This window comes from Flavobacterium sp. UBA7663 (assembly GCF_002483315.1).
Lineage (GTDB): Bacteria > Bacteroidota > Bacteroidia > Flavobacteriales > Flavobacteriaceae > Flavobacterium.
Window position 1 is genome coordinate 57,314 of sequence record NZ_DLHR01000028.1, and the last position, 21,008, is coordinate 78,321.

The following is a 21,008-nucleotide window of genomic DNA, read 5'->3' on the forward strand; positions in this document are numbered from 1 at the left end:
ATAATCCTTAAAATCCTTTAATCTGTGGCAAAAAATTATTTCAAAAAGTAATTCGCATCTATTAATTTATTTCCGGTTGCATCATGAACGGCATAATTGAAACCACCTTGCACACAATACGAACCGTATTCTCCTTTTTTGTTTAAGGCTATAAAGCCAACTTGTATGTCTTTTAGATTTTTTCCTCGATTTTGTGTCAGTTTTACAATTCGCATAACGGCTTCTTCACAAGCTTTTTGAGGTGATTTTCCTTGACGCATTAATTCCACTACCAAATGACAACCTGTAATTCGGATGACTTCTTCGCCGTGACCTGTTGCTGTTGCTGCTCCAATTTCATTATCCACATACAAACCTGCACCAATAATGGGAGAATCTCCTACTCTACCATGCATTTTGAATGCCATACCACTTGTAGTGCACGCGCCCGATAGATTACCTTGCGCATCTAAAGCAATCATTCCGATGGTGTCATGGTTTTCGATGTTGGCTTTTGGTAAATATTCACTGGTTTTTAGCCATTCTTTCCATTCTTTTTCGGAAGCTTCAACTAATAAATTCTCTTTTTGAAATCCTTGTGCGATGGCAAACTGCAAAGCGCCTTCACCTACCAACATCACATGAGGTGTTTTTTCCATGACCATTCTTGCTACAGAAATAGGATGTTTAATGTGTTCCAAACAAGCTACCGAACCAATATTCGAAAATTCATCCATAATACAAGCGTCTAATGTTACGCGACCATCTCTATCTGGACGACCGCCGTAACCCACACTTCTTTCATTTACATCGCCTTCTGGAATTTTTACTCCAGCTTCTACAGCATCCAAAGCGCGACCTTTATTTTTTAGTACTTCCCAAGCGGCTTCATTGGCTTGCAATCCAAAATTCCATGTAGAAAGCACAATTGGTTTATTCACTTTTCCTGAATTAATATCCATTTCAGTTTCATCAGATTTTCCATTGAAAGCCTGAAATGCTACTCCAGCAGATGCTAATGCGGTTGTTTTTAAAAAATTTCTTCTGTTTGTCATTATTCTACACTTATTTCGTCTACAAATAACCAACTGTTAGAACCAGCTCCAGGCTTTCCATCGGCAATAATTCCGTTGTTTTCTGCTATGACTTTTATAAATTGAACATTTTGTTTATCGAATTCAACTACAATTCTTCCTTTATTTTCATAAATTTCTTTAGAAGTAACTATTGTAACTGGAATATAATTTTCTCCATCATTTGAAACTGAAATTACGATGCTTTTTGGATAATAAATCCAACTTCCTTCTGATGAAAGTATATTGATGCTGATTTTTGAAATCGTTTCAGTTTTTCCTAAATTGATAGTGGCATTCATATCTTTTCCCCAGAAGCCTAACCAATCTCTTCCGAATTTTGAAGTGTTTCCTTTCATTCCATCTACCAAAGTAAAACTTCCACCGATGCCATAATTTTCATGCGGTTGATGTACCAATTCAATCTTTTTACCCGTTGATTTAGTGATGAAAAACGGTTGTTCGATAGTGGCACTTTTTGCTTTTCCATTTTCAAAATAAGTCGCTTTTATGGTTTGGTTCTTAGTAACAATAATTGGTTTTTCATAAGAAATCGAATTAGCATTCGGTTCTGAACCATCCGTGGTGTATTTGATTCCGTTTGGATTGACAGATTTTAATTCGAATGCTACTCCGTTTTCGGCAGGTTGTACTTTGGAAGTTACTTCAAAAATGGCTTTGCTGTAATTGATTCCTTTTTTATCATAGATTTCAAAATGTGAAATCAATCTTTTTTCAAATTCTTTATAATTATTGGGATTTGAAGTTCCCCATAGCACTTCAGAAAGCGCTGCCATTCTTGGCATCAACATGTATTCTGCGTGTTCTGGCGTATTGATATATTCCGTCCAAAGATTGGCTTGAGCACCTAGAATATATTTAGATTCTTCTGCTGAAAGTTCTTTTGGAATTGGATTAAAAGAATACACTTTTTCAACATTGGTATAACCTCCAAAAGCAATCGGTTCGTTTTTGGGTTCGCCTTGATAATGATCGAAATAACAATGTGAACCTGGCGACATCACTACAAAATGTTTTTGTTTTGCTGCTGCAATTCCGCCTTCGGTGCCACGCCAACTCATTACGGCTGCGTTTGGTGCTAATCCGCCTTCTAAAATTTCATCCCAACCGATTATTTTTCGACCTTTACTGTTGACAAATTTTTCGATTCTTTGGATAAAATAACTTTGTAATTCGTGTTCGTCTTTTAAGTTTTCATCTTTGATTCTTTTTTGACAATGTGGACAACTTTTCCAACGTACTTTTGGAGATTCATCACCACCAATGTGAATGTATTCGGAAGGAAACAACTCAATTACTTCCGTTAAAACATTTTCTAAAAAAGTAAACGTTTCGTCTTTAGAGCAAAAAACATCTTCTAAAACGCCCCAAGTTTTACCTACTTCAAAAGGTCCGCCTGTACAAGAAAATTCAGGATACGATGCTAAAGCAGCTAAAGCGTGTCCTGGCATTTCGATTTCGGGAACAATTGTGATGTGGCGTTCTTTGGCGTAAGCTACAATTTCTTTGATTTCATCTTGGGTATAAAATCCGCCATAACGAATATCGTCAAAAGTTTGATCAGTGTAATGTCCAATCATGGAGCCGTTTCGCCAAGCACCAACTTCGGTTAATTTGGGATATTTTTTGATTTCGATACGCCAACCTTGATCATCGGTTAAATGCCAATGAAAGGTATTCATTTTGTACATCGTTAAATAATCAATGTATTTTTTGATGAAATCTTTTGGAAAGAAATGACGACAAACGTCTAAATGCATGCCACGCCATTGGAATTTGGGTTCGTCAGTTATATTTAAACAAGCTATTTTAATTTCGAGTGATTTCTCTAATGGAAATAATTGAATTAATGTTTGAATACCGTAGAAAATTCCGTGAGCTTCAGTTGCTTTTACAACCACTTCATTCTTTGAAATTGACAAATTATACCATTCTTTGAAAGTCTTTTTCTCTTCGATAATTTTAGTTAAAAAAATAATTTTAGACTTTGCTTTAGACGAAGTTGTAATTTCTAAATTTAATCCTAATTGTTGCTTTATGATTTGTTGTAAATACTTTGCTTCAAAAGAATTTTCATCTGCTTGAATAACGGTTTTCGAGTTCAGAACAAAAAAACCAGAATGATATTCAATGTTTTGCGGCTTCGGAATTAAATTAAGATTCTTTTGCGCCATGCTAATTACAGAAATAAGCAACAACAAAATCAGTATTTTATATTTCATTGGAGTTGTGTTTGTTTGGCTAAAATTAAATAAAAAAACCGCACATTGCTGTACGGTTTTCATTATTTGTGTTGAAAAAGATTATTTTCCTAGTTCCGCAATTTTTGCTTCTACTTCTAAATCGTCTCCTTCGAAAACTTTTTCTTCAGTAGTTTCTTTACCATCTACTTTTTTAGTAATAGTAACTGTTGCTTTTACTTTTCCGTTATCGTCTTTTTCTTTTTTAACTTTAATGTCAATGATTTCTGCTTTGTCATGGTTACAGTTTTCGTCATGAACATGTCCTGCATCGCCGATGAATTTTCCATTTTCATCATACATTGCCATACATTTTTCTTTACATTCTTGAGAACAGCCATTGTCTTCACACATTTTAGCACATTCTTCTTTTGTCATGTCGGCACATTTAGACATATCGCATTTTCCTGTATCGCAACACATCATTTCTGTTTTTGCACAACAAGCACCTTTTTCAGTTGTAGCACCATGACCTCCTAAGATTGGAGCGATTACTAAACCAATCAAACACGTTAATTTAATCAAGATGTTCATTGATGGTCCAGAAGTATCTTTAAATGGATCTCCAACTGTATCTCCAGTTACCGCTGCTTTGTGCGCATCAGAACCTTTGTATGTCATTTCACCATTAATCATAACTCCAGCTTCGAAAGATTTTTTAGCGTTATCCCAAGCTCCACCAGCGTTATTTTGAAAAACAGCCCAAAGTACACCTGAAACGGTAACTCCAGCCATATATCCACCTAACATTTCAGCGATTAATTGGTTGTTATCTGCATAAACTAATTTACCTAAAAGAACAATTGCAATTGGGAAACCGATTGTTAAAATTCCTGGCAACATCATTTCGCGTAAAGCTGCTTTTGTAGAAATTTCAACACATTTTCCATATTCTGGTTTACCAGTTCCTTCCATAATTCCTGGAATTTCTTTGAACTGACGACGTACTTCATACACCATGTCCATTGCTGCTTTTCCTACTGAATTCATTGCTAATGCAGAGAAAACTACAGGAATCATACCTCCAATGAATAACATTGCTAATACTGGCGCTTTGAAGATATTAATTCCATCAATTCCAGTGAACGTTACATACGCAGCGAATAAAGCTAACGAAGTTAAAGCAGCAGAAGCAATTGCGAAACCTTTTCCGGTTGCAGCTGTAGTATTTCCTACTGAATCTAAAATATCTGTACGAGTACGAACTTCTTTTGGTAATTCACTCATTTCAGCGATTCCACCTGCGTTATCAGAAATTGGTCCGAAAGCGTCGATTGCTAACTGCATAGCTGTTGTTGCCATCATTGCAGAAGCTGCTAAAGCTACTCCGTAAAAACCTGCTAAAGCATAAGTTGACCAGATTGCAGCAGCAAATAAAATTACTGTTGGGAAAGTAGAAATCATACCTGTTGCTAAACCAGCGATTACGTTAGTTCCTGCTCCAGTTGACGATTTTTGTACGATTGCTAGAACAGGTTTTGTACCTAATCCTGTGTAATATTCAGTTACTGATGAAATTGCACCACCAACAAATAATCCAATTAAAGATGCATAGAAAACTCTCATTGAAGAAATATCTTGAATTCCTTCACCAAAGAATGACATTTGCATAGTTTCTGGCAACATCATATCTATTAAGAAAAAACATGCAACAGCAGTTAAAACGATAGAAACCCAGTTTCCAATGTTTAATGCTTTTTGAACTTGCGCTTCTTTAGCATCGTCGCTTGAAATTTTAACTAACATTGTTCCAATGATAGAAAATAAAATTCCGAAACCAGCGATTGCCATTGGTAATAAAATTGGTCCAATTCCGCCAAAAGCATCATCGATTTTACCACCCATATCTTTAATTACATAATTTCCTAAAACCATTGCAGCTAAAACAGTTGCTACATACGAACCGAATAAATCGGCACCCATTCCGGCAACGTCTCCAACGTTATCACCTACGTTATCTGCAATTGTAGCAGGATTACGTGGATCATCTTCTGGAATTCCTGCTTCTACTTTTCCTACTAAGTCAGCACCTACATCGGCAGCTTTAGTGTAAATTCCTCCGCCTACACGAGCGAACAATGCGATAGATTCAGCTCCAAGAGAAAATCCCGCTAAAGTTTCAAGAACGATAGTCATGTCATCTGTTGATGTCCATTCTCCGTTCATGAAAAATCTAAAGAATATAATAAAGAATCCTGTCAAACCTAATACCGCTAAACCTGCAACACCTAATCCCATTACGGTTCCACCACCAAAAGACACTTTTAAAGCTTGTGGTAAACTTGTACGAGCGGCTTGCGTAGTTCTAACATTAGTTTTAGTTGCGATTTTCATTCCAATATTACCTGCATAAGCAGAAAATATAGCTCCGAAAATAAATGCAATTACGATTAACCAATGTGTTGTTGGAACAATAAATGAAATTCCCGCAAGAACCACACTCGCTCCAAGAACGAAAAACGTTAATAATTTGTATTCTGCTTTTAAAAAGGCTAAGGCTCCTTCGTAGATGTAATCTGAAATTTCTTTCATTTTTCCATCTCCAGCGTCTTGTTTAAGAACCCAAGCGCGTTTGAAAGCCATAAATGCTAACCCTAATAGTGCCATGACTATTGGTACATAAATCATCATTGATTCCATAAAATATAAATTAGTTTTTTTGTTTGTTAATTTTATGGTAATATTAAGAAAATAAAACAAAAAAGGCAATATTTTTAGAAAAATACTGCCTTTTTATTTATTAGGAACCTACAAATTATTTAATACTAAACAATCCTTCTGGTTTATTTTCGATTTCATTGAAACGATTCGTACATTTTGTCAAAATTTCTTTTGCTTCATTAACATCTCCCCAACCTTCAACATCTACTTTTTTGTTTTCTAAATCTTTATACACTTGGAAAAAGTGCTCGATTTCTTTAATTAAGTGTGGATTTACATCACTTAAATCGTTTAATTTATTCCAAATTGGATCAGAAACCGGTACACAAATTACTTTTTCATCTGGACCTTTATCGTCAGCCATGTGAAAAACACCGATAGGTTTTACTTCCATAACACAACCTGGAAATGTTGGTTCGTTAACTAAAACCAAAACATCTAATGGATCACCATCTAATGCTAACGTTTCTGGAATAAATCCGTAATCTGCTGGATACATCATTGACGAAAATAACATTCTGTCAAAACGCATTCTTTTTAATTCAAAATCGTATTCGTATTTGTTTCTACTTCCTCTTGGAATCTCAATCAATACATCAAATGTAGTAACTTTATCTGCTGTCATTTTATCTTATGTTTTTAAAACGGGTGCAAAGTTACCACTATAAAACATGAGAAACAAAAGAGTTTTGCAAAAAAAATATAGGTTTAGAAATAAAAACCGAAAGAAGCTCTTACAGCAAATTTTCTAGCATCTGGCATTTCTAAGTAACTTCCTCTCCAAGCAAAATCGACACGCAATACTTTGAAGATGTTTCCAACTCCTGCGTGGTATTCCCAATAAATATCTTCTGGAGCAATATACGTTAAACCTGAAGCATTTAACATTACATTTTCATCAGAAACTCTTCCGTAAACGCCTTTGATTCCGATGATTTCACGTAAATTTAATTTTCTTAAAAGAGGAACTCTCGAAAACAATCTTCCGTTAAAATGGTGTTCAAAATGTAAAGAAGCATATTCATCTGCCACAAAATCGTAGTAATCTAATAAATTATAAGTGTTTTCGATTACAAACCAAGATTGATTTCCAGGAATTACTCCCATTAAACCAAGTGGCACTTCTCCGAAAATTTTTCCTGTTTCGAAAGTGGTAAATAATCGACCAAAACCACCAATTAAAGCTGGTTGACGATAATAAAGTTGTAATTTTTGATAATTAAAATCACTATTTAACACTCCTTTTAAGCCGTTACTATAACTTAGGAAAACTCGAGCATAATTGAAATCTACATCCATACGATCAACACCATAACCTACGGTTTTACGTTTTGGAGTATATTCTGCAACAAAGTTTATTTCCGATTGCTTTACTTCACTTTTAATTTCGGTTTGAGTCAAATCGGTATAATAATCCAAACTAAATTCGTTTGATGCCGATTTTAATGTTCTGTACGTTAAATTCGTTTGAAAAGTAAAATTCTTTGCTGGCTCTATTTCAAATCCTAAAGTAGTAAGATTAACAGAAGTTAATTGGTTATTAACACCACTTGCAAAAAGTGCTGATGAAGCAAAACTTCTTCCTAAAACATCATTAGAAGTTGTTAAACTAACCCCCATTTGTTCTACATCGCGACGATTACCTACGGATAAAATCAATCTTTTGTTTGGATTCACCATCCATCTACCCGAAATTCCATATTTGAATTGGTTGTCTCTAAATCCGTAAGCCGTGTAACCTTGAATTCGCCACTTATCATTAGAACCAAAATAAGTTCTACCACCAGCTCTTAATCTTTGACCTTCAACATCGTTATATCCAAAGGTTGAAAATATTGGACCATAATCCATTTTCCATTTTGGAATTTCAATATAACCACTTCCCAAAATTGAGGCAAGACTGTAAATTCGTTTAAAACGCGGCACTTCTTTTAAAGTATCGAGCATTTTGTAAATTCCAGCTTCGTTTTTATTTAAAGCTTCAAATCGATTGGCTTCCCAATATTCATCGGGTTTATTAAAAACAGCATTATCATAGAAATTGACTTCTTTTTTATAGAATTTATCGTCTTTCTTAATGTTGAATTTATGATTTTTAGCAAGAGTTGTTCTTTTTCCGTAAACCCCTTTCGATTCTTCTTTTTTAGAAAAACTAAAATCAGACATCATGTAATCTCTTGTCAATAAAAAAACGGAATCATTTAAAACTTCATATTCTTGTTCAATATAAATCTCTTTTACCCAGTTGATGTTAGCACTTTTACTTGCTTCTAAATTAATTTTCTTAATAGCAAAAGTGGTGTCGTTTACCCAAAAATCACCTTTAAACGTTAATTCATTTTTACGTCTTGGATAGTATACAATATTATAACACCATTTGTTATCGATATACATACTATCATTTAAAACGTAATTATAAACATTGATTCCTGTTCTTGATAATGGACTTACGAAATCTTTATCGAAAAATTTCAAGTAATTGTCATAGATATCAAAATCAGCATATAAATCTTTGATGAAGGTGTTTACTCCATCACCTGAACCAAATCCAGAATTTTTATTGGCTTTTGTAATTTCTTTTGTTTTTTTAGCTTCATTATCACCATAAACTTCGCTTAGTGTTTCATTGATGAAAATTGGCAAAAATGTTTTTCCGGAAATACTTGAAGTATCAATTTGGTCAAAAACAAATTCCATCCCTTTGAACACTTTACTATTCATGAAAGCGGAATCGATGGTATTTAAGTCAAATTCAACTTTTTCGTACTTATCGTATTCATATTGTTTGAACATTTTGAGTCCGTTCTTTCTTCTACGTTCCCAAATTTTTCGCAAAATATCAATTGCAGGATTGTTCTTTTTTGAAGTTTTACCCGTATAAATAACCACTTCTTTAAGTTCGGTTCCCGACTTTAATTGAATTTTTAAACCTGAATTTAAACCCGGCTTTAATGAAATTTCTTTCTTTTCGAATCCAACATAAGAAACCACTAAAGTGGAATAGTTCTCTTTAGATTCAAAATAGAAATTTCCATTTTCATCAGTAATAACTCCTTCTTTTGAGTTTTTAAATATAACATTTGCAAAAGCAATGGGTTCATCAAACTCATCCGTTACTTTACCGCCCACCTTAGTTTGTCCTAAAAGTACCGAGCTTACAAATAAAAAGAATAATACAATTTTTGTCTTCATAGGAAAAAAAAACTTCATCAGAATGTCCTGATGAAGTTTCAAATATAATAAGTTAATTGTTATTTATACAAAACTTTTTTAACAGCTTTAATAACATCTTGCGCATTAGGCAACCATTCTTTTAATAAAGTTGGTGAATAAGGCGCTGGAGTATCAGCAGTTGTAATTCTTTGAACTGGAGCATCTAAGTAATCAAATGCTTTTTCTTGTACCATATATGTTATCTCAGAAGCAACTGAAGCAAATGGCCAAGCTTCTTCTAAAACTACTAATCTATTTGTTTTTTTAACCGAATTCAAAATCGTATCATAATCCATAGGACGAACGGTTCTTAAATCGATAATTTCACAAGAGATATTTTCTTTTGCTAATTCATCAGCTGCAGCGTAAGCCTCTTTGATAATTTTACCAAAAGAAACAATCGTAACATCTGTACCTTCTCTTTTTATATCGGCAACTCCTAATGGAATCGTATATTCTCCTTCTGGCACTTCACCTTTGTCACCATACATTTGTTCTGATTCCATGAAAATAACTGGATCATTATCACGAATAGCTGATTTTAATAAACCTTTTGCATCGTAAACAGAAGAAGGAACTACTACTTTTAATCCTGGAGTGTTAGCAAACCAGTTTTCAAAAGCTTGTGAGTGTGTTGCACCTAACTGACCTGCAGAAGCTGTTGGACCTCTAAATACCATTGGCATTGGAAATTGTCCAGCAGACATTTGACGCATTTTTGCAGCGTTATTGATAATTTGGTCAATTCCCACTAATGAGAAGTTGAACGTCATGAACTCTACAATAGGACGATTCCCATTCATAGCCGAACCTACAGCAATTCCTGCAAATCCTAACTCTGCAATTGGTGTATCAATTACACGTTTTGGTCCAAACTCATCTAGCATACCTTTTGAAGCTTTGTAAGCTCCATTATATTCTGCTACTTCTTCACCCATTAAATATATTGATTCATCGCGACGCATTTCTTCGCTCATCGCTTCACAAATAGCTTCTCTAAATTGTATCGTTCTCATGAAAAGTAATTTCTTTTGAATTATGATTGGCAAAAGTAAGAAAAATAAAATTATTCTAATTCGTTATTAAAAAAAATGGCAACACTTTCTACTAAAACGTTTTAGCGTTAAAAATATTCAATCAAAACACAAAACACAATCATGTAATTAAACTATTCCTAAAAAAAAGCTAATTTATCTAAGAAAAACATATTTATTATGCGTGCATAGTTTTTATTTAGAAATTATTTTGTATTTTTGGGACAGAAAATATTCACTAACAAAATACATAAAAATGAAAATATTAGTTTGCATCAGTCACGTACCTGATACTACTTCAAAGATTAATTTTGTCAATGGTGACAGTGAGTTTGACACTAACGGTGTTCAATTTGTAATTAATCCTAATGATGAATTTGGTTTAACAAGAGCCATTTGGTTTAAAGAGCAACAAGGCGCAAATGTTACGGTTGTAAATGTTGGTGGAGCTGACGCTGAAGCAACTTTAAGAAAAGCATTAGCAATTGGAGCAGACGAAGCTATTCGTATTAATGCAAACCCAACAGACGGAATGTTTGTTGCAAAACAATTAGCTGAAGTTGTTAAAAACGGAGGTTATGATTTAGTAATTGCTGGAAAAGAATCATTAGACTATAATGGCGGAATGGTTCCTGGAATGGTTGCTGGATTATTAGGTTACAATTTCGTAAACGCTTGTGTTGGTATTGATGTAAATGGAAACGAAGCAAAAGTAACTAGAGAAATTGACGGTGGAAAAGAAACAATTTCTGCAGGTTTACCATTAATTATTGGTGGTCAAAAAGGTTTAGTAGAAGAAAAAGATTTACGTATTCCAAACATGAGAGGAATCATGATGGCAAGAACTAAAGCTTTAACTTTAGTAGAACCAACAGGAGACGCAACAGCAACTAAAGCGGTTAAATTTGAAAAACCAGCTGCTAAATCAGCAGTTAAATTAGTAAATGCTGACAACTTAGATGAGTTAATTAACTTATTACATAACGAAGCGAAAGTTATCTAATTTCAAACCTAAAAATTAAAGAATCATGTCGATATTAATATATGCTGAATCAGCAGAAGGAAAAATTAAAAAAGTAGCATTCGAATTAGCTTCTTACGCAAAAAAAGTAGCTGCTTCAATGGGAACAACAGTTACCGCTGTAACTATCAACAACTCTGACAACAGTGCTTTAGCAGCTTACGGAGTAGACAAAGTTTTAAACGTTTCTAACGATAAATTAAACAACTTTAGCGCAAAAGCTTACGCTGATGTAATTGCTCAAGCGGCTAAAAAAGAAGGAACTCAAATCGTTTTAGTTTCTTCAACAACAGATAGTTTATATTTAGCACCATTGGTTGCTGTAGCTTTAGAAGCAGGTTATGCTTCAAATGTTGTAGCGTTACCAGAAAGCACTTCGCCTTTCCAAGTAAAAAGAACTGCTTTCTCAAACAAAGCTTTCAATATTACTGAAATTTCAACTCCAGTAAAAGTATTAGGAATTGCTAAAAACTCTTTCGGATTAGTAGAAAATGCTGCTGCTATGACTGAAGAAAGTTTCGCACCATCATTAAACGATGCGGATTTCGGAATCAAAGTTGAAAACGTAGAAAAAGTAACTGGAAAAGTAACTATTGCTGATGCGGAAATCGTAGTTTCTGCTGGTCGTGGAATGAAAGGTCCAGAAAACTGGGGAATGATTGAAGAATTAGCTTCTGTTTTAGGTGCGGCAACTGCATGTTCTAAACCAGTTTCTGACATCGGATGGAGACCTCACAGCGAGCACGTTGGACAAACTGGAAAACCAGTAGCTTCTAACTTATATATTGCTGTTGGTATTTCTGGAGCAATCCAACACATTGCAGGTATTAACTCTTCAAAAGTAAAAGTAGTTATCAACACAGATCCAGAAGCGCCTTTCTTTAAAGTTGCTGATTATGGTGTTGTAGGTGATGCTTTCACTGTAGTGCCTCAATTAATTGAAAAATTAAAAGCATTTAAAGCAAGCAACTCGTAATAAAATAGTTGTTTAAAAAATATATTAAATTAAAATTAGAGTTATCTTTGTTTAGATAGCTCTTTTTTTTATTTTTGGAGCGACCCGAGTGGTAACGAATTGACGAAGTAATGGCTAACCGTTTTTCTGTTAGCCATTTTCTGACTTTGTGATGATGTTTAAAAATCCAAATCAGGCATCAAAGAAATGATAATTAACAATTTGAAATGAGTTTAGTAAAATTAACTATAAAAGGTATTTCCTATAGCCAAACGCAAAACGGAGCTTATGCCTTAATCTTAAATGAAGTGGATGGTGATCGAAAACTACCTATTGTTATCGGTGCTTTTGAAGCTCAATCTATTGCTATTGCTTTAGAAAAAGAAATCAAGCCACCTCGACCACTTACACACGATTTATTTAAAAGTTTTGCCGACCGATTTGATATCGTGGTAAAACAAGTGATTATTCATAAATTAGTCGATGGTGTTTTCTATTCAAGTATTATTTGCGAAAGAGACAAAATCGAAGAAATTATCGATGCCAGAACTTCGGATGCGATTGCTTTAGCGTTACGCTTTAATGCTCCTATTTTTACTTACAAAAACATTTTAGACAAAGCGGGAATTTACCTAAGCATCAATCCTTCAGAAAATACCGAAAATCAGGAAAACGATGACATTCTTTCAACTCCAGAAACTTTTGGACAAGAAGACGTAGTTGTTCCTGCCGATAGTTATTCAGGATATTCACTAAAAGAATTATACGAAAAACTAGACGAAGCTGTGCAAAACGAAGACTACGAAAAAGCAGCAAAAATTAGAGACGAAATCTCAAAAAAAGAATCTTAATACTTTAACTATAACAGTATGAATGTAAAATTCAGATTAACGATAATGAACTTTTTCCAGTTCTTCGTTTGGGGAGCTTGGCTTATCACAGTAGCAAATTATTGGTTTGGTACTAAAAATTGGGATGGAGCACAATTCGGAGCTATTTTCTCCACTATGGGAATTGCTTCGATTTTTATGCCAACCCTTTGTGGAATTGTTGCCGACCGTTGGATAAACGCTGAAAAATTATATGGAGCTCTTCATATTTTAGGAGGTTTAACACTTTTATATGTTCCACAAGTTAGCAATCCATCTGATTTCTTTTGGGTGATTTTAGTGGCGATGATTTTTTACATGCCAACTATTGCTCTTTCAAATTCAGTTGCTTACAACGCTTTGAAAAAAGGAGGTTTAGATGTAGTGAAAGATTTTCCACCTATTCGCGTTTGGGGAACTATTGGTTTCATTGTAGCCATGTGGATTACCAACTTAACCGGAAACAAAGCTTCTGAAAATCAATTTTACATTGCTGCCATTGCTGCTATTTTCTTAGGATTATACTCCTTTACTTTACCAAAATGTGAACCAGAAGGAAACACAACTGAAAACAAATCATTCGTAGAACTTATTGGTTTAAGTTCATTTAAGTTATTTGCCGATTATAAATTAGCCTTATTCTTTGTATTCAGCATGTTTCTTGGAGCGGCTTTACAATTAACCAACGCTTACGGTGATGTATTTTTAGATGACTTTAAACACGATCCAACTTATGCCGATTCATTGGTAGTAAAATATTCGACTTTAATTATGTCGATTTCTCAAATTTCAGAAACCTTATTCATCTTAGCGATTCCGTTTTTCTTAAGACGTTTCGGAATCAAACAAGTAATGTTGTTTAGTATGATTGCTTGGGTTTTACGTTTCGGATTATTCGCTTACGGAAATCCTGGTGATGGATTATGGATGATTATTTTATCTTGTGTGGTTTACGGAATGGCATTTGATTTCTTCAATATTTCAGGTTCGTTATTCGTAGAAACCTCAACCGATTCTAAAATTCGTTCTTCGGCGCAAGGTTTATTTATGATGATGACTAATGGTTTCGGTGCGGTTTTAGGAAGTGTTGTAAGTGGACAAATTATCAGTTTATATTTTACAGATATTAAAACTGGAGAAAAAGATTGGCACAACATCTGGTTAACGTTTGCAGCTTATGCATTAGTAATAGCAATTGCATTTGCTGTTTTATTTAAACACAAGCATAATCCTAAAGACGTAGCTAACATTTCACATTAATTTAATTATTGAAATAAGTTGTTGAAGATTTCAAAAACTTCTGACTTCTAACTTCTAACTTCTGACTTAAAAATGCAACAATATCACGATTTAGTAAAACACGTATTAGCAAACGGCAACCAAAAAGGCGACCGTACAGGAACTGGAACACTAAGTGTTTTCGGTTATCAAATGCGTTTTGATTTAAGCGAAGGTTTCCCAATGGTAACCACAAAAAAATTACACTTAAAATCGATTATTTACGAATTGTTATGGTTTTTAAATGGCGATACCAATATCAAATATTTACAAGAAAACGGTGTGAAAATTTGGGACGAATGGGCAGATGAAAATGGCGATTTAGGTCCGGTTTACGGCCACCAATGGCGCAATTGGAACAGCGAAGAAATTGACCAAATTACCGAATTAATAGAAACGCTAAAAACCAATCCAAACAGCAGAAGAATGTTAGTTTCCGCTTGGAATCCTAGTGTTTTGCCGGATACTTCAGTTTCATTTGCAGAAAATGTTGCCAATGGAAAAGCCGCTTTGCCTCCATGTCATGCGTTTTTTCAGTTTTATGTAGCGGATGGAAAATTAAGTTGCCAGTTGTACCAACGTAGTGCTGATATTTTCTTAGGCGTTCCTTTTAATATTGCGTCTTATGCTTTGTTTACGATGATGATTGCGCAAGTTTGCGATTTACAAGTAGGTGAATTCATCCACACTTTTGGTGATGCCCATATTTACAACAACCACATGGAACAATTAGAATTACAATTATCTCGCGAGTGCCGACCATTACCAACGATGAAATTAAACCCAGAAATTAAAAATATTTTCGATTTCAAGTTTGACGATTTTACATTAGAAGGGTATGACCCACATCCGCATATTAAAGGTGTTGTCGCGGTTTAAATATTTAAGCTATGAAAAAAATCTATTTCTCCATTTTTATTTTTGTTCTATCAAATACAGTTTGGTCACAAGAAACAGCAGTAATTCAAAATGATACAATAGAAGAAATTATTCCCATTACAATTATAGAAGAAATTCCAGTTTTTCCAGGTTGCGAAGATGTAGAAAGAAAAGAGCGATGGGATTGTTTTCAATTAAAATTAAATGAACACATTCAAAAAAACTTGAAATACCCGAAAGAAGCAGAAAAAAAGGGAATTGTAGGCAGAGTCACAGTAATTTTTGTCATTAATAAAGAAGGTGAAATAGAAAATATAGTATCAAGAGGACCAGCTAATGGCAAGATCCTTGAAGATGAAGCTCGTAGAATTGTTTCGCTTTTGCCTAAAATGACACCCGGATTTCAAAGAGGCAAACCTGTAAAAGTTAGATACGCATTGCCTTTTAACTTTAATTTGAAATAACATGCTCACCATAATCGCAGCCGCATCTGAAAACAATGCTTTAGGAAAAGACAATCAATTGGTTTGGCATTTGCCAGATGATTTCAAGCGTTTTAAAAGTTTAACTTCGGGTCATTTTATTGTGATGGGAAGAAAAACCTTTGAAAGTTTCCCTAAACCGTTACCAAATCGTACACATATTATTATTACTAGACAAAAGGACTACGAAGCTCCAGAAGGTTGTTTGGTAGCAAGTAGTTTACAAAAAGCGATTGCTTTGTGTCCAAAAGAGGAAGAAGTTTTCATCATTGGGGGTGGTGAAATTTACAAGCAATCCATCGAAATTGCGGATAAAATCGATTTAACGCGTGTACATACTACCATTGAAGCCGATACTTTTTTTCCAGAAATTGATACTGATAAATGGGAATTAGTTTTCGAGGAATTTCATTCTAAAGACGAAAAACACGATTATGATTTTACTTTTTTAACTTATGTTAAAAGGTAATTTTTTTAAGTTCTTGATTATTAATCGTACTTTTGTTGTCCAAAATTAAGAAAATGTCAAAAAACATAACGCCATACAAAGATTCAGAATTAGGCAAAAAAGAACAAGTTGCTCAAATGTTTGACAACATTTCTGGTAACTATGATGGTCTTAATAAAGTAATTTCTTTTGGCACCGATGCAAAGTGGAAGCAAAAAATCTTGAAAATGGTAACGGCAAGTCAGCCAAAATCTATTTTAGATATTGCAACTGGCACGGGTGATTTGGCTATTTTATTTGCAAAAACTTCTGCTACTGAAATCATTGGTTTAGACATTTCGCAAGGAATGTTAGATATTGGAAAGAAAAAAATTGAAGCTCAAAAATTAGACTCAAAAATTCAAATGGTTTTAGGTGATGGTGAAAACATTCCTTATCCTGATAATTATTTTGATGTAATTACCGTGGCTTATGGCGTTCGTAATTTTGAAAATCTTGAAAAAGGATTATCTGAAATCTTAAGAACATTAAAACCAAACGGACAATTTATTATTTTAGAAACTTCGGTTCCTACTAAATTCCCGTTCAAACAAGGTTATGCTTTTCATTCAAAAGTAATTTTACCTTTAATCGGAAAATTGTTTTCTAAAGACAAAACCGCTTACACATACTTATCAAATTCTGCAAATGAATTCCCATTTGGAGAAGTGTTAAACAATATTTTGAGAAAAATTGGGTTTATAGATGTAAAGCATCTACCTCAAACATTTGGAGTAGCTACTATTTATCAAGCATCTAAAAAATAATATGAAGAAGTTTTTATTTTTATTACTTTTTTCCCCTATCCTTTTTGCTCAGGAAGGCATGTTTAGCAAAGACCCAATTATCAACAAAGAAAATTGGAACAAACAGCGCGTTCACTGGGGTTATTACCTTGGATTTAATAGTTTAGATTTTAAAATCGATTATTTATCTGTTACCGAAGATATTGAAGTAGGAACAACTACTGGTTTTAATGTAGGTTTAATTGGAAATCTTAGATTGGCTGAATATTTTGATTTGCGGTTTGAACCTGGATTAGTTATTACCCAACGTAATTTAACCTTTCCTAATATTACCGATACCGGTGATCGTTTAAGAGAAGTGAAGTCAACTTATATTTTCTTTCCTTTATTATTAAAATATTCTGCTTTACGAACAGGTAATGTTAGACCATATTTACTTGGAGGTGTATCAACTGCCTTAAATCTTAGTAGTAATGCCGCTTCTCCAGATGATAATTTGAATAACCGTTTTAGAATGACCAAATGGACTAATTTCTACGAAGTAGGATTTGGAATTGATTTGTATTTGGAATATTTCATTTTTTCACCATCCATCAGAGGTGTTTTTAGCATGAACGACGAGTTAATTCGCGACAACGACCCAAATAGTCAATGGACAGGAAATGTGCACGAGATGAAAACGCGTGGTTTCTTCATCAATTTTTCTTTCCACTAAGAGTTAACTTCGTTTAAATTCGCTCAGAATAATGGCTGTAGCGGTTGCTACATTTAAACTTTCTGTAACTTGAAGATTTCCAAATCGTGGAATAGCAATTCGTTCAGAAACTAACTTTTCAACTGAAGACGAAATTCCGTTCGCTTCATTCCCCATGATAATAATTCCTTCTTTCGGTAATTTTTCTTGATAAATATTCTTCCCATCCATAAAAGTACCAAAAACAGGCAATTTAGTTTTCGTAAAAAATGCTTCTAAATTTCCATACACTACATTTACTCTACTAATAGAACCCATTGTAGCTTGAACCACTTTTGGATTATAAATATCGACCGATTCTTCTGAACAAAATAAAGTTTCAATTCCAAACCAGTCGCACAAACGTATAATCGTTCCTAAATTCCCTGGATCGCGAACATCATCTAAAGCTACAATTAGTCCTTTTTCAACGAAATCTTTTGCTTTTGGCACTTTAAAAACCGCTAAACAAGTATTTGGAGTAGTTAAAGCACTGATTTTTTTTAATTCCGCATCAGAAATGGCATGAACTTTGTCTTTTGAAACCGTAAGAAAATCTTGCTTTGTTGTAAATAAATCTTGCAATTCAAAGTTAGAATTCAGCAATTCTTGAACTACCTTTACACCTTCGGCAAAGAAAAGTTGTTCTTGTTTTCTATATTTTTTTTGCTGTAAACTCGTTATTAGTTTAATTTGGTTTTTACTAACCATAAAAATTGTATTTTTGACTAACTTTTAAAAAGTGCTTTGAGAAATAATTTATCAAAAATAACATTATTATTTGTAATCGGAACAATAATTTATTCGTGTTCGTTAGTTAAGCGAGTACCCGAAAGTGAAAAGTTATTGACCAAAAACGAAATCTTCGTTAATGACGAATTGAACAAGGAAGAACGAATTAACAATTTATTAGTTCAGCAACCAAATACTAAATTCTTAAATTATCCCTTTGGACTAACCTTATACAATGCTGCAAAACCAAATCCGGATTCTTCTTACCAAGCTTGGCTAAATAAAAAACCCAATAGAATAAAAAATCTTAATCGTTTTTTATCTGCCAAACAGGTGAATCGATTGGGAAAATCTTTTTTCGTTAGTGGATTATCTAATTTCATGAAAGAAACGGGTGAAGCACCTGTTATTATTGATGAAAAAAAAGCAATACGTTCTAAAGAAAGATTAAGCGGTTACTATTACAACAATGGTTTCATTAGAAATAAAGTAACCATGTCTATCGATTCTGTAGGTGATAGAAAAGGAAAAATAGTGTACAAAGTTGTTACAGGAAAGCCTTATTTTATAGATACTATTTTCAAATTTATTGAAACTCCTGTTGTTGATAGTCTTTATGCACTTGAAGAAAAAAAGAGTTTTATCAGGAAGGGCGATCAATATAATTATACTAATTTTGATTTCGAACGAAAAAGAATCACACAATATCTAAGAAATAATGGAGTGTATCATTTTCAGGAAAGTAATGTAAAATATGACGCTATTTATGATGATTCTATTCAAAAAATGAATGTCAACATAAAAATCGAAGACCGTTATGTAAAAGATGGCGACACCTTAACAAAGCGTCCATTTACAGTTTATAAAATTAGCCAGGTTAATATTTTTACTAATAATACTTCAAAAAAAGAACGCAATCAGTTTAATGATAGTGTAACGTACCGAAATTTCAATATCTATAGTGCAGGTAAATTAAAATACAAACCTAAAGCCATTACAAACGCCATCTTTATTGAAAAAGGAAAATTATTTAGTGATAACGACAGAACATTAACTTCAAAATCGTTAAGTAATTTAAAAGTTTTCAATTATCCAAACATTGAATATGTTGAAGACCCAAGTGACAGTACAAACACTTCACTTATTGCTAACATTTATTTGATGAGTAAGCCAAAATATATTTGGCAACCTTCTATTGATGTTACAACTTCTGATGTACAAGAATTTGGAATTAGTGGTAGAATGGCATTTACGTGGAGAAACTTATTTAAAAGAGCAGAAACATTTGAGCTATCGGCAAAAGGAAATATTGGTTCTTCTAAAGATTTAGCCAACCCAAATAACGTGTTTTTCAATATTTCTGAATATGGTGTAGAAGGAAAATTAAGTTTTCCAAGAATTGTTTTTCCTCTAGATACAAGAAAAATCATCAAAAAAGAAATGCTTCCTACTACCAATGCGAATATTGGTTTAACCAGTCAGCGAAATATTGGTTTAGACAAGGAAAACCTAACAGGAGTTTTCAATTATAATTGGACTCCAAAACAAAGAAATACCATTCGATTTGACTTATTGAATATTCAGTTTATTAAAAACTTGAATCCTGAAAACTACTTTAACGTTTATACATCTTCATACAACACTCTAAATGATTTAGCTCAGGATTACAATGTTGACCCTGCTAACTTTGAAAATGGAAATTTAACAACACAAGGAGCTGTAAATTTCATCAATGATGTTGAAAACGGAAGTACTTCTTTAAATCCAAGCGACCAAGATTATAAAATCATACGAAGTATTGGCGAAAGAAGAGAACGTTTAATTGAAAACAATTTAATTGTTTCTTCTGGTATAACATTCTTCCGAAATACTAAAGCTAGTTTATTAGACAATAGTTTTTACTCGATACGAACAAAAATTGAATCTGCTGGAAACGTGCTTTCTTTGCTAGCCGATACAAAAAACGAAGATTTGAACCAAAACGGCAATAAAACAATGTTTGGAATTGAATATTCGCAATACATAAAAGGCGAAGTTGATTTTATCAAACATTGGGATTTTGGCAAGAAAAATACCTTAGCCATGAGAGCTTTTGCTGGTTTAGCGGTTCCTTTTGGAAATGCACAATCGATTCCTTTTTCACGAAGTTATTTTTCTGGAGGTTCAAATGACAACAGAGGTTGGCAAGCCTATAGTTTAGGACCTGGCCGAAGTGGCGGAATTAATGACTTTAACGAAGCTAACTTTAAATTAGCTTATAGTTTAGAATACCGTTTTAGAGTGGGAGGAAATTTCTACAGTGCTGTTTTTGCTGATATTGGAAACATTTGGAATGTATTTGATAATATTACTGATAAAGATTATACTTTTAACGGATTTAGCTCTTTTGAAGATTTAGCATTTGGCTCTGGAATTGGTCTACGATACGATTTTGACTTCTTTGTTTTCCGTTTCGATTTAGGCTACAAAGCCTACGACCCAGGAAGAGAAGTTGGCGACCGATGGATGAAAGGGGTGAACTTTAGCAAAACAGTGCTAAATTTTGGTATTAATTATCCGTTCTAATTTTTTAAATTATTATTTTTGCACAACTATACTAAAAACA

At 33.6% G+C, this 21,008-nt stretch carries 17 protein-coding genes; 10 read left to right on the forward strand and 7 right to left on the reverse strand.

Annotated elements, in window-relative coordinates:
- Positions 1-35: 35 nt before the first annotated feature.
- From B2741_RS12125 to B2741_RS12150, 6 genes are all read right to left on the reverse strand, one after another.
- The gene (locus B2741_RS12125) at positions 36-1,034 is read right to left on the reverse strand and encodes an isoaspartyl peptidase/L-asparaginase family protein (protein WP_291139281.1); all 999 of its coding nucleotides are present in this window, start codon (positions 1,032-1,034) and stop codon (positions 36-38) included.
- Positions 1,034-3,295, reverse strand: coding sequence for a glycoside hydrolase family 20 protein (locus tag B2741_RS12130; RefSeq protein WP_291139284.1), 2,262 nt, complete (start codon positions 3,293-3,295; stop codon positions 1,034-1,036). Before B2741_RS12130 ends, B2741_RS12125 begins: the two co-directional genes overlap by 1 nt.
- 81 nt (positions 3,296-3,376) lie before the next feature.
- Positions 3,377-5,953, reverse strand: a complete 2,577-nt coding sequence (locus tag B2741_RS12135) for a sodium-translocating pyrophosphatase (protein ID WP_291139286.1) — start codon at positions 5,951-5,953, stop codon at positions 3,377-3,379.
- 115 nt (positions 5,954-6,068) lie between these two features.
- Positions 6,069-6,599 carry an inorganic diphosphatase gene (locus tag B2741_RS12140; protein WP_291139289.1) on the reverse strand — a complete coding sequence of 177 codons (531 nt, stop codon included), beginning with the start codon at positions 6,597-6,599 and terminating at the stop codon, positions 6,069-6,071.
- Positions 6,600-6,682: 83 nt separating this feature from the next.
- Positions 6,683-9,166, reverse strand: coding sequence for a DUF5686 and carboxypeptidase-like regulatory domain-containing protein (locus B2741_RS12145; RefSeq protein ID WP_291139292.1), 2,484 nt, complete (start codon positions 9,164-9,166; stop codon positions 6,683-6,685).
- A 59-nt stretch (positions 9,167-9,225) separates the two neighbouring features.
- Positions 9,226-10,203: a pyruvate dehydrogenase complex E1 component subunit beta gene (locus B2741_RS12150; RefSeq protein ID WP_291139294.1), complete on the reverse strand. Its 978-nt coding sequence runs from the start codon at positions 10,201-10,203 to the stop codon at positions 9,226-9,228.
- Positions 10,204-10,477: 274 nt separating this feature from the next.
- Between B2741_RS12150 and B2741_RS12155 the strand changes: the two genes are divergently transcribed.
- From B2741_RS12155 to B2741_RS12195, 9 genes are all read left to right on the forward strand, one after another.
- Entirely contained in the window at positions 10,478-11,224 is a 747-nt protein-coding gene (locus tag B2741_RS12155) for an electron transfer flavoprotein subunit beta/FixA family protein (protein WP_262318354.1), read from the forward strand.
- A gap of 25 nt (positions 11,225-11,249) precedes the next feature.
- Positions 11,250-12,218, forward strand: a complete 969-nt coding sequence (locus B2741_RS12160) for an electron transfer flavoprotein subunit alpha/FixB family protein (RefSeq protein ID WP_111567341.1) — start codon at positions 11,250-11,252, stop codon at positions 12,216-12,218.
- Between the two features lie 206 nt (positions 12,219-12,424).
- Positions 12,425-13,048: a bifunctional nuclease family protein gene (locus tag B2741_RS12165; protein WP_291139298.1), complete on the forward strand. Its 624-nt coding sequence runs from the start codon at positions 12,425-12,427 to the stop codon at positions 13,046-13,048.
- Between the two features lie 18 nt (positions 13,049-13,066).
- The gene (locus B2741_RS12170; RefSeq protein WP_291139301.1) at positions 13,067-14,326 is read left to right on the forward strand and encodes a nucleoside permease; all 1,260 of its coding nucleotides are present in this window, start codon (positions 13,067-13,069) and stop codon (positions 14,324-14,326) included.
- Positions 14,327-14,398: 72 nt separating this feature from the next.
- Positions 14,399-15,223: a thymidylate synthase gene (locus B2741_RS12175; RefSeq protein ID WP_291139304.1), complete on the forward strand. Its 825-nt coding sequence runs from the start codon at positions 14,399-14,401 to the stop codon at positions 15,221-15,223.
- A gap of 11 nt (positions 15,224-15,234) precedes the next feature.
- Positions 15,235-15,687 carry an energy transducer TonB gene (locus tag B2741_RS12180; RefSeq protein ID WP_291139307.1) on the forward strand — a complete coding sequence of 151 codons (453 nt, stop codon included), beginning with the start codon at positions 15,235-15,237 and terminating at the stop codon, positions 15,685-15,687.
- A 1-nt stretch (position 15,688) separates the two neighbouring features.
- Positions 15,689-16,174, forward strand: a complete 486-nt coding sequence (locus B2741_RS12185; RefSeq protein WP_291139309.1) for a dihydrofolate reductase — start codon at positions 15,689-15,691, stop codon at positions 16,172-16,174.
- Between the two features lie 53 nt (positions 16,175-16,227).
- Positions 16,228-16,959, forward strand: a complete 732-nt coding sequence (gene ubiE, locus B2741_RS12190) for a bifunctional demethylmenaquinone methyltransferase/2-methoxy-6-polyprenyl-1,4-benzoquinol methylase UbiE (protein ID WP_291139312.1) — start codon at positions 16,228-16,230, stop codon at positions 16,957-16,959.
- 1 nt (position 16,960) lies between these two features.
- Positions 16,961-17,653, forward strand: coding sequence for a porin family protein (locus tag B2741_RS12195; RefSeq protein WP_291139315.1), 693 nt, complete (start codon positions 16,961-16,963; stop codon positions 17,651-17,653).
- 3 nt (positions 17,654-17,656) lie between these two features.
- On the opposite strand, the gene B2741_RS12200 is transcribed toward B2741_RS12195, so the two are convergent.
- Positions 17,657-18,382: a TrmH family RNA methyltransferase gene (locus tag B2741_RS12200; RefSeq protein ID WP_291139318.1), complete on the reverse strand. Its 726-nt coding sequence runs from the start codon at positions 18,380-18,382 to the stop codon at positions 17,657-17,659.
- A gap of 36 nt (positions 18,383-18,418) precedes the next feature.
- Here B2741_RS12200 and B2741_RS12205 point away from each other — a divergent pair, with 36 nt between their 5' ends.
- Positions 18,419-20,968 (forward strand): BamA/TamA family outer membrane protein, encoded by a 2,550-nt coding sequence (locus tag B2741_RS12205; RefSeq protein ID WP_291139321.1) that lies wholly within the window; start codon positions 18,419-18,421, stop codon positions 20,966-20,968.
- Positions 20,969-21,008: the final 40 nt, after the last annotated feature.

Bases quoted from the DNA above. Each gene is read 5' to 3' on its own strand.
- B2741_RS12200 (WP_291139318.1), bottom strand. From the start codon at position 18,382: ATGGTTAGTAAAAACCAAATTAAACTAATAACGAGTTTACAGCAAAAA.
- B2741_RS12195 (WP_291139315.1), top strand. From the start codon at position 16,961: ATGAAGAAGTTTTTATTTTTATTACTTTTTTCCCCTATCCTTTTTGCT.
- B2741_RS12180 (WP_291139307.1), top strand. From the start codon at position 15,235: ATGAAAAAAATCTATTTCTCCATTTTTATTTTTGTTCTATCAAATACA.
- B2741_RS12160 (WP_111567341.1), top strand. From the start codon at position 11,250: ATGTCGATATTAATATATGCTGAATCAGCAGAAGGAAAAATTAAAAAA.
- B2741_RS12175 (WP_291139304.1), top strand. From the start codon at position 14,399: ATGCAACAATATCACGATTTAGTAAAACACGTATTAGCAAACGGCAAC.
- B2741_RS12155 (WP_262318354.1), top strand. From the start codon at position 10,478: ATGAAAATATTAGTTTGCATCAGTCACGTACCTGATACTACTTCAAAG.
- B2741_RS12185 (WP_291139309.1), top strand. From the start codon at position 15,689: ATGCTCACCATAATCGCAGCCGCATCTGAAAACAATGCTTTAGGAAAA.
- B2741_RS12140 (WP_291139289.1), bottom strand. From the start codon at position 6,599: ATGACAGCAGATAAAGTTACTACATTTGATGTATTGATTGAGATTCCA.
- B2741_RS12150 (WP_291139294.1), bottom strand. From the start codon at position 10,203: ATGAGAACGATACAATTTAGAGAAGCTATTTGTGAAGCGATGAGCGAA.
- B2741_RS12170 (WP_291139301.1), top strand. From the start codon at position 13,067: ATGAATGTAAAATTCAGATTAACGATAATGAACTTTTTCCAGTTCTTC.
- B2741_RS12125 (WP_291139281.1), bottom strand. From the start codon at position 1,034: ATGACAAACAGAAGAAATTTTTTAAAAACAACCGCATTAGCATCTGCT.
- B2741_RS12145 (WP_291139292.1), bottom strand. From the start codon at position 9,166: ATGAAGACAAAAATTGTATTATTCTTTTTATTTGTAAGCTCGGTACTT.
- B2741_RS12130 (WP_291139284.1), bottom strand. From the start codon at position 3,295: ATGAAATATAAAATACTGATTTTGTTGTTGCTTATTTCTGTAATTAGC.
- B2741_RS12165 (WP_291139298.1), top strand. From the start codon at position 12,425: ATGAGTTTAGTAAAATTAACTATAAAAGGTATTTCCTATAGCCAAACG.
- B2741_RS12135 (WP_291139286.1), bottom strand. From the start codon at position 5,953: ATGGAATCAATGATGATTTATGTACCAATAGTCATGGCACTATTAGGG.
- ubiE (WP_291139312.1), top strand. From the start codon at position 16,228: ATGTCAAAAAACATAACGCCATACAAAGATTCAGAATTAGGCAAAAAA.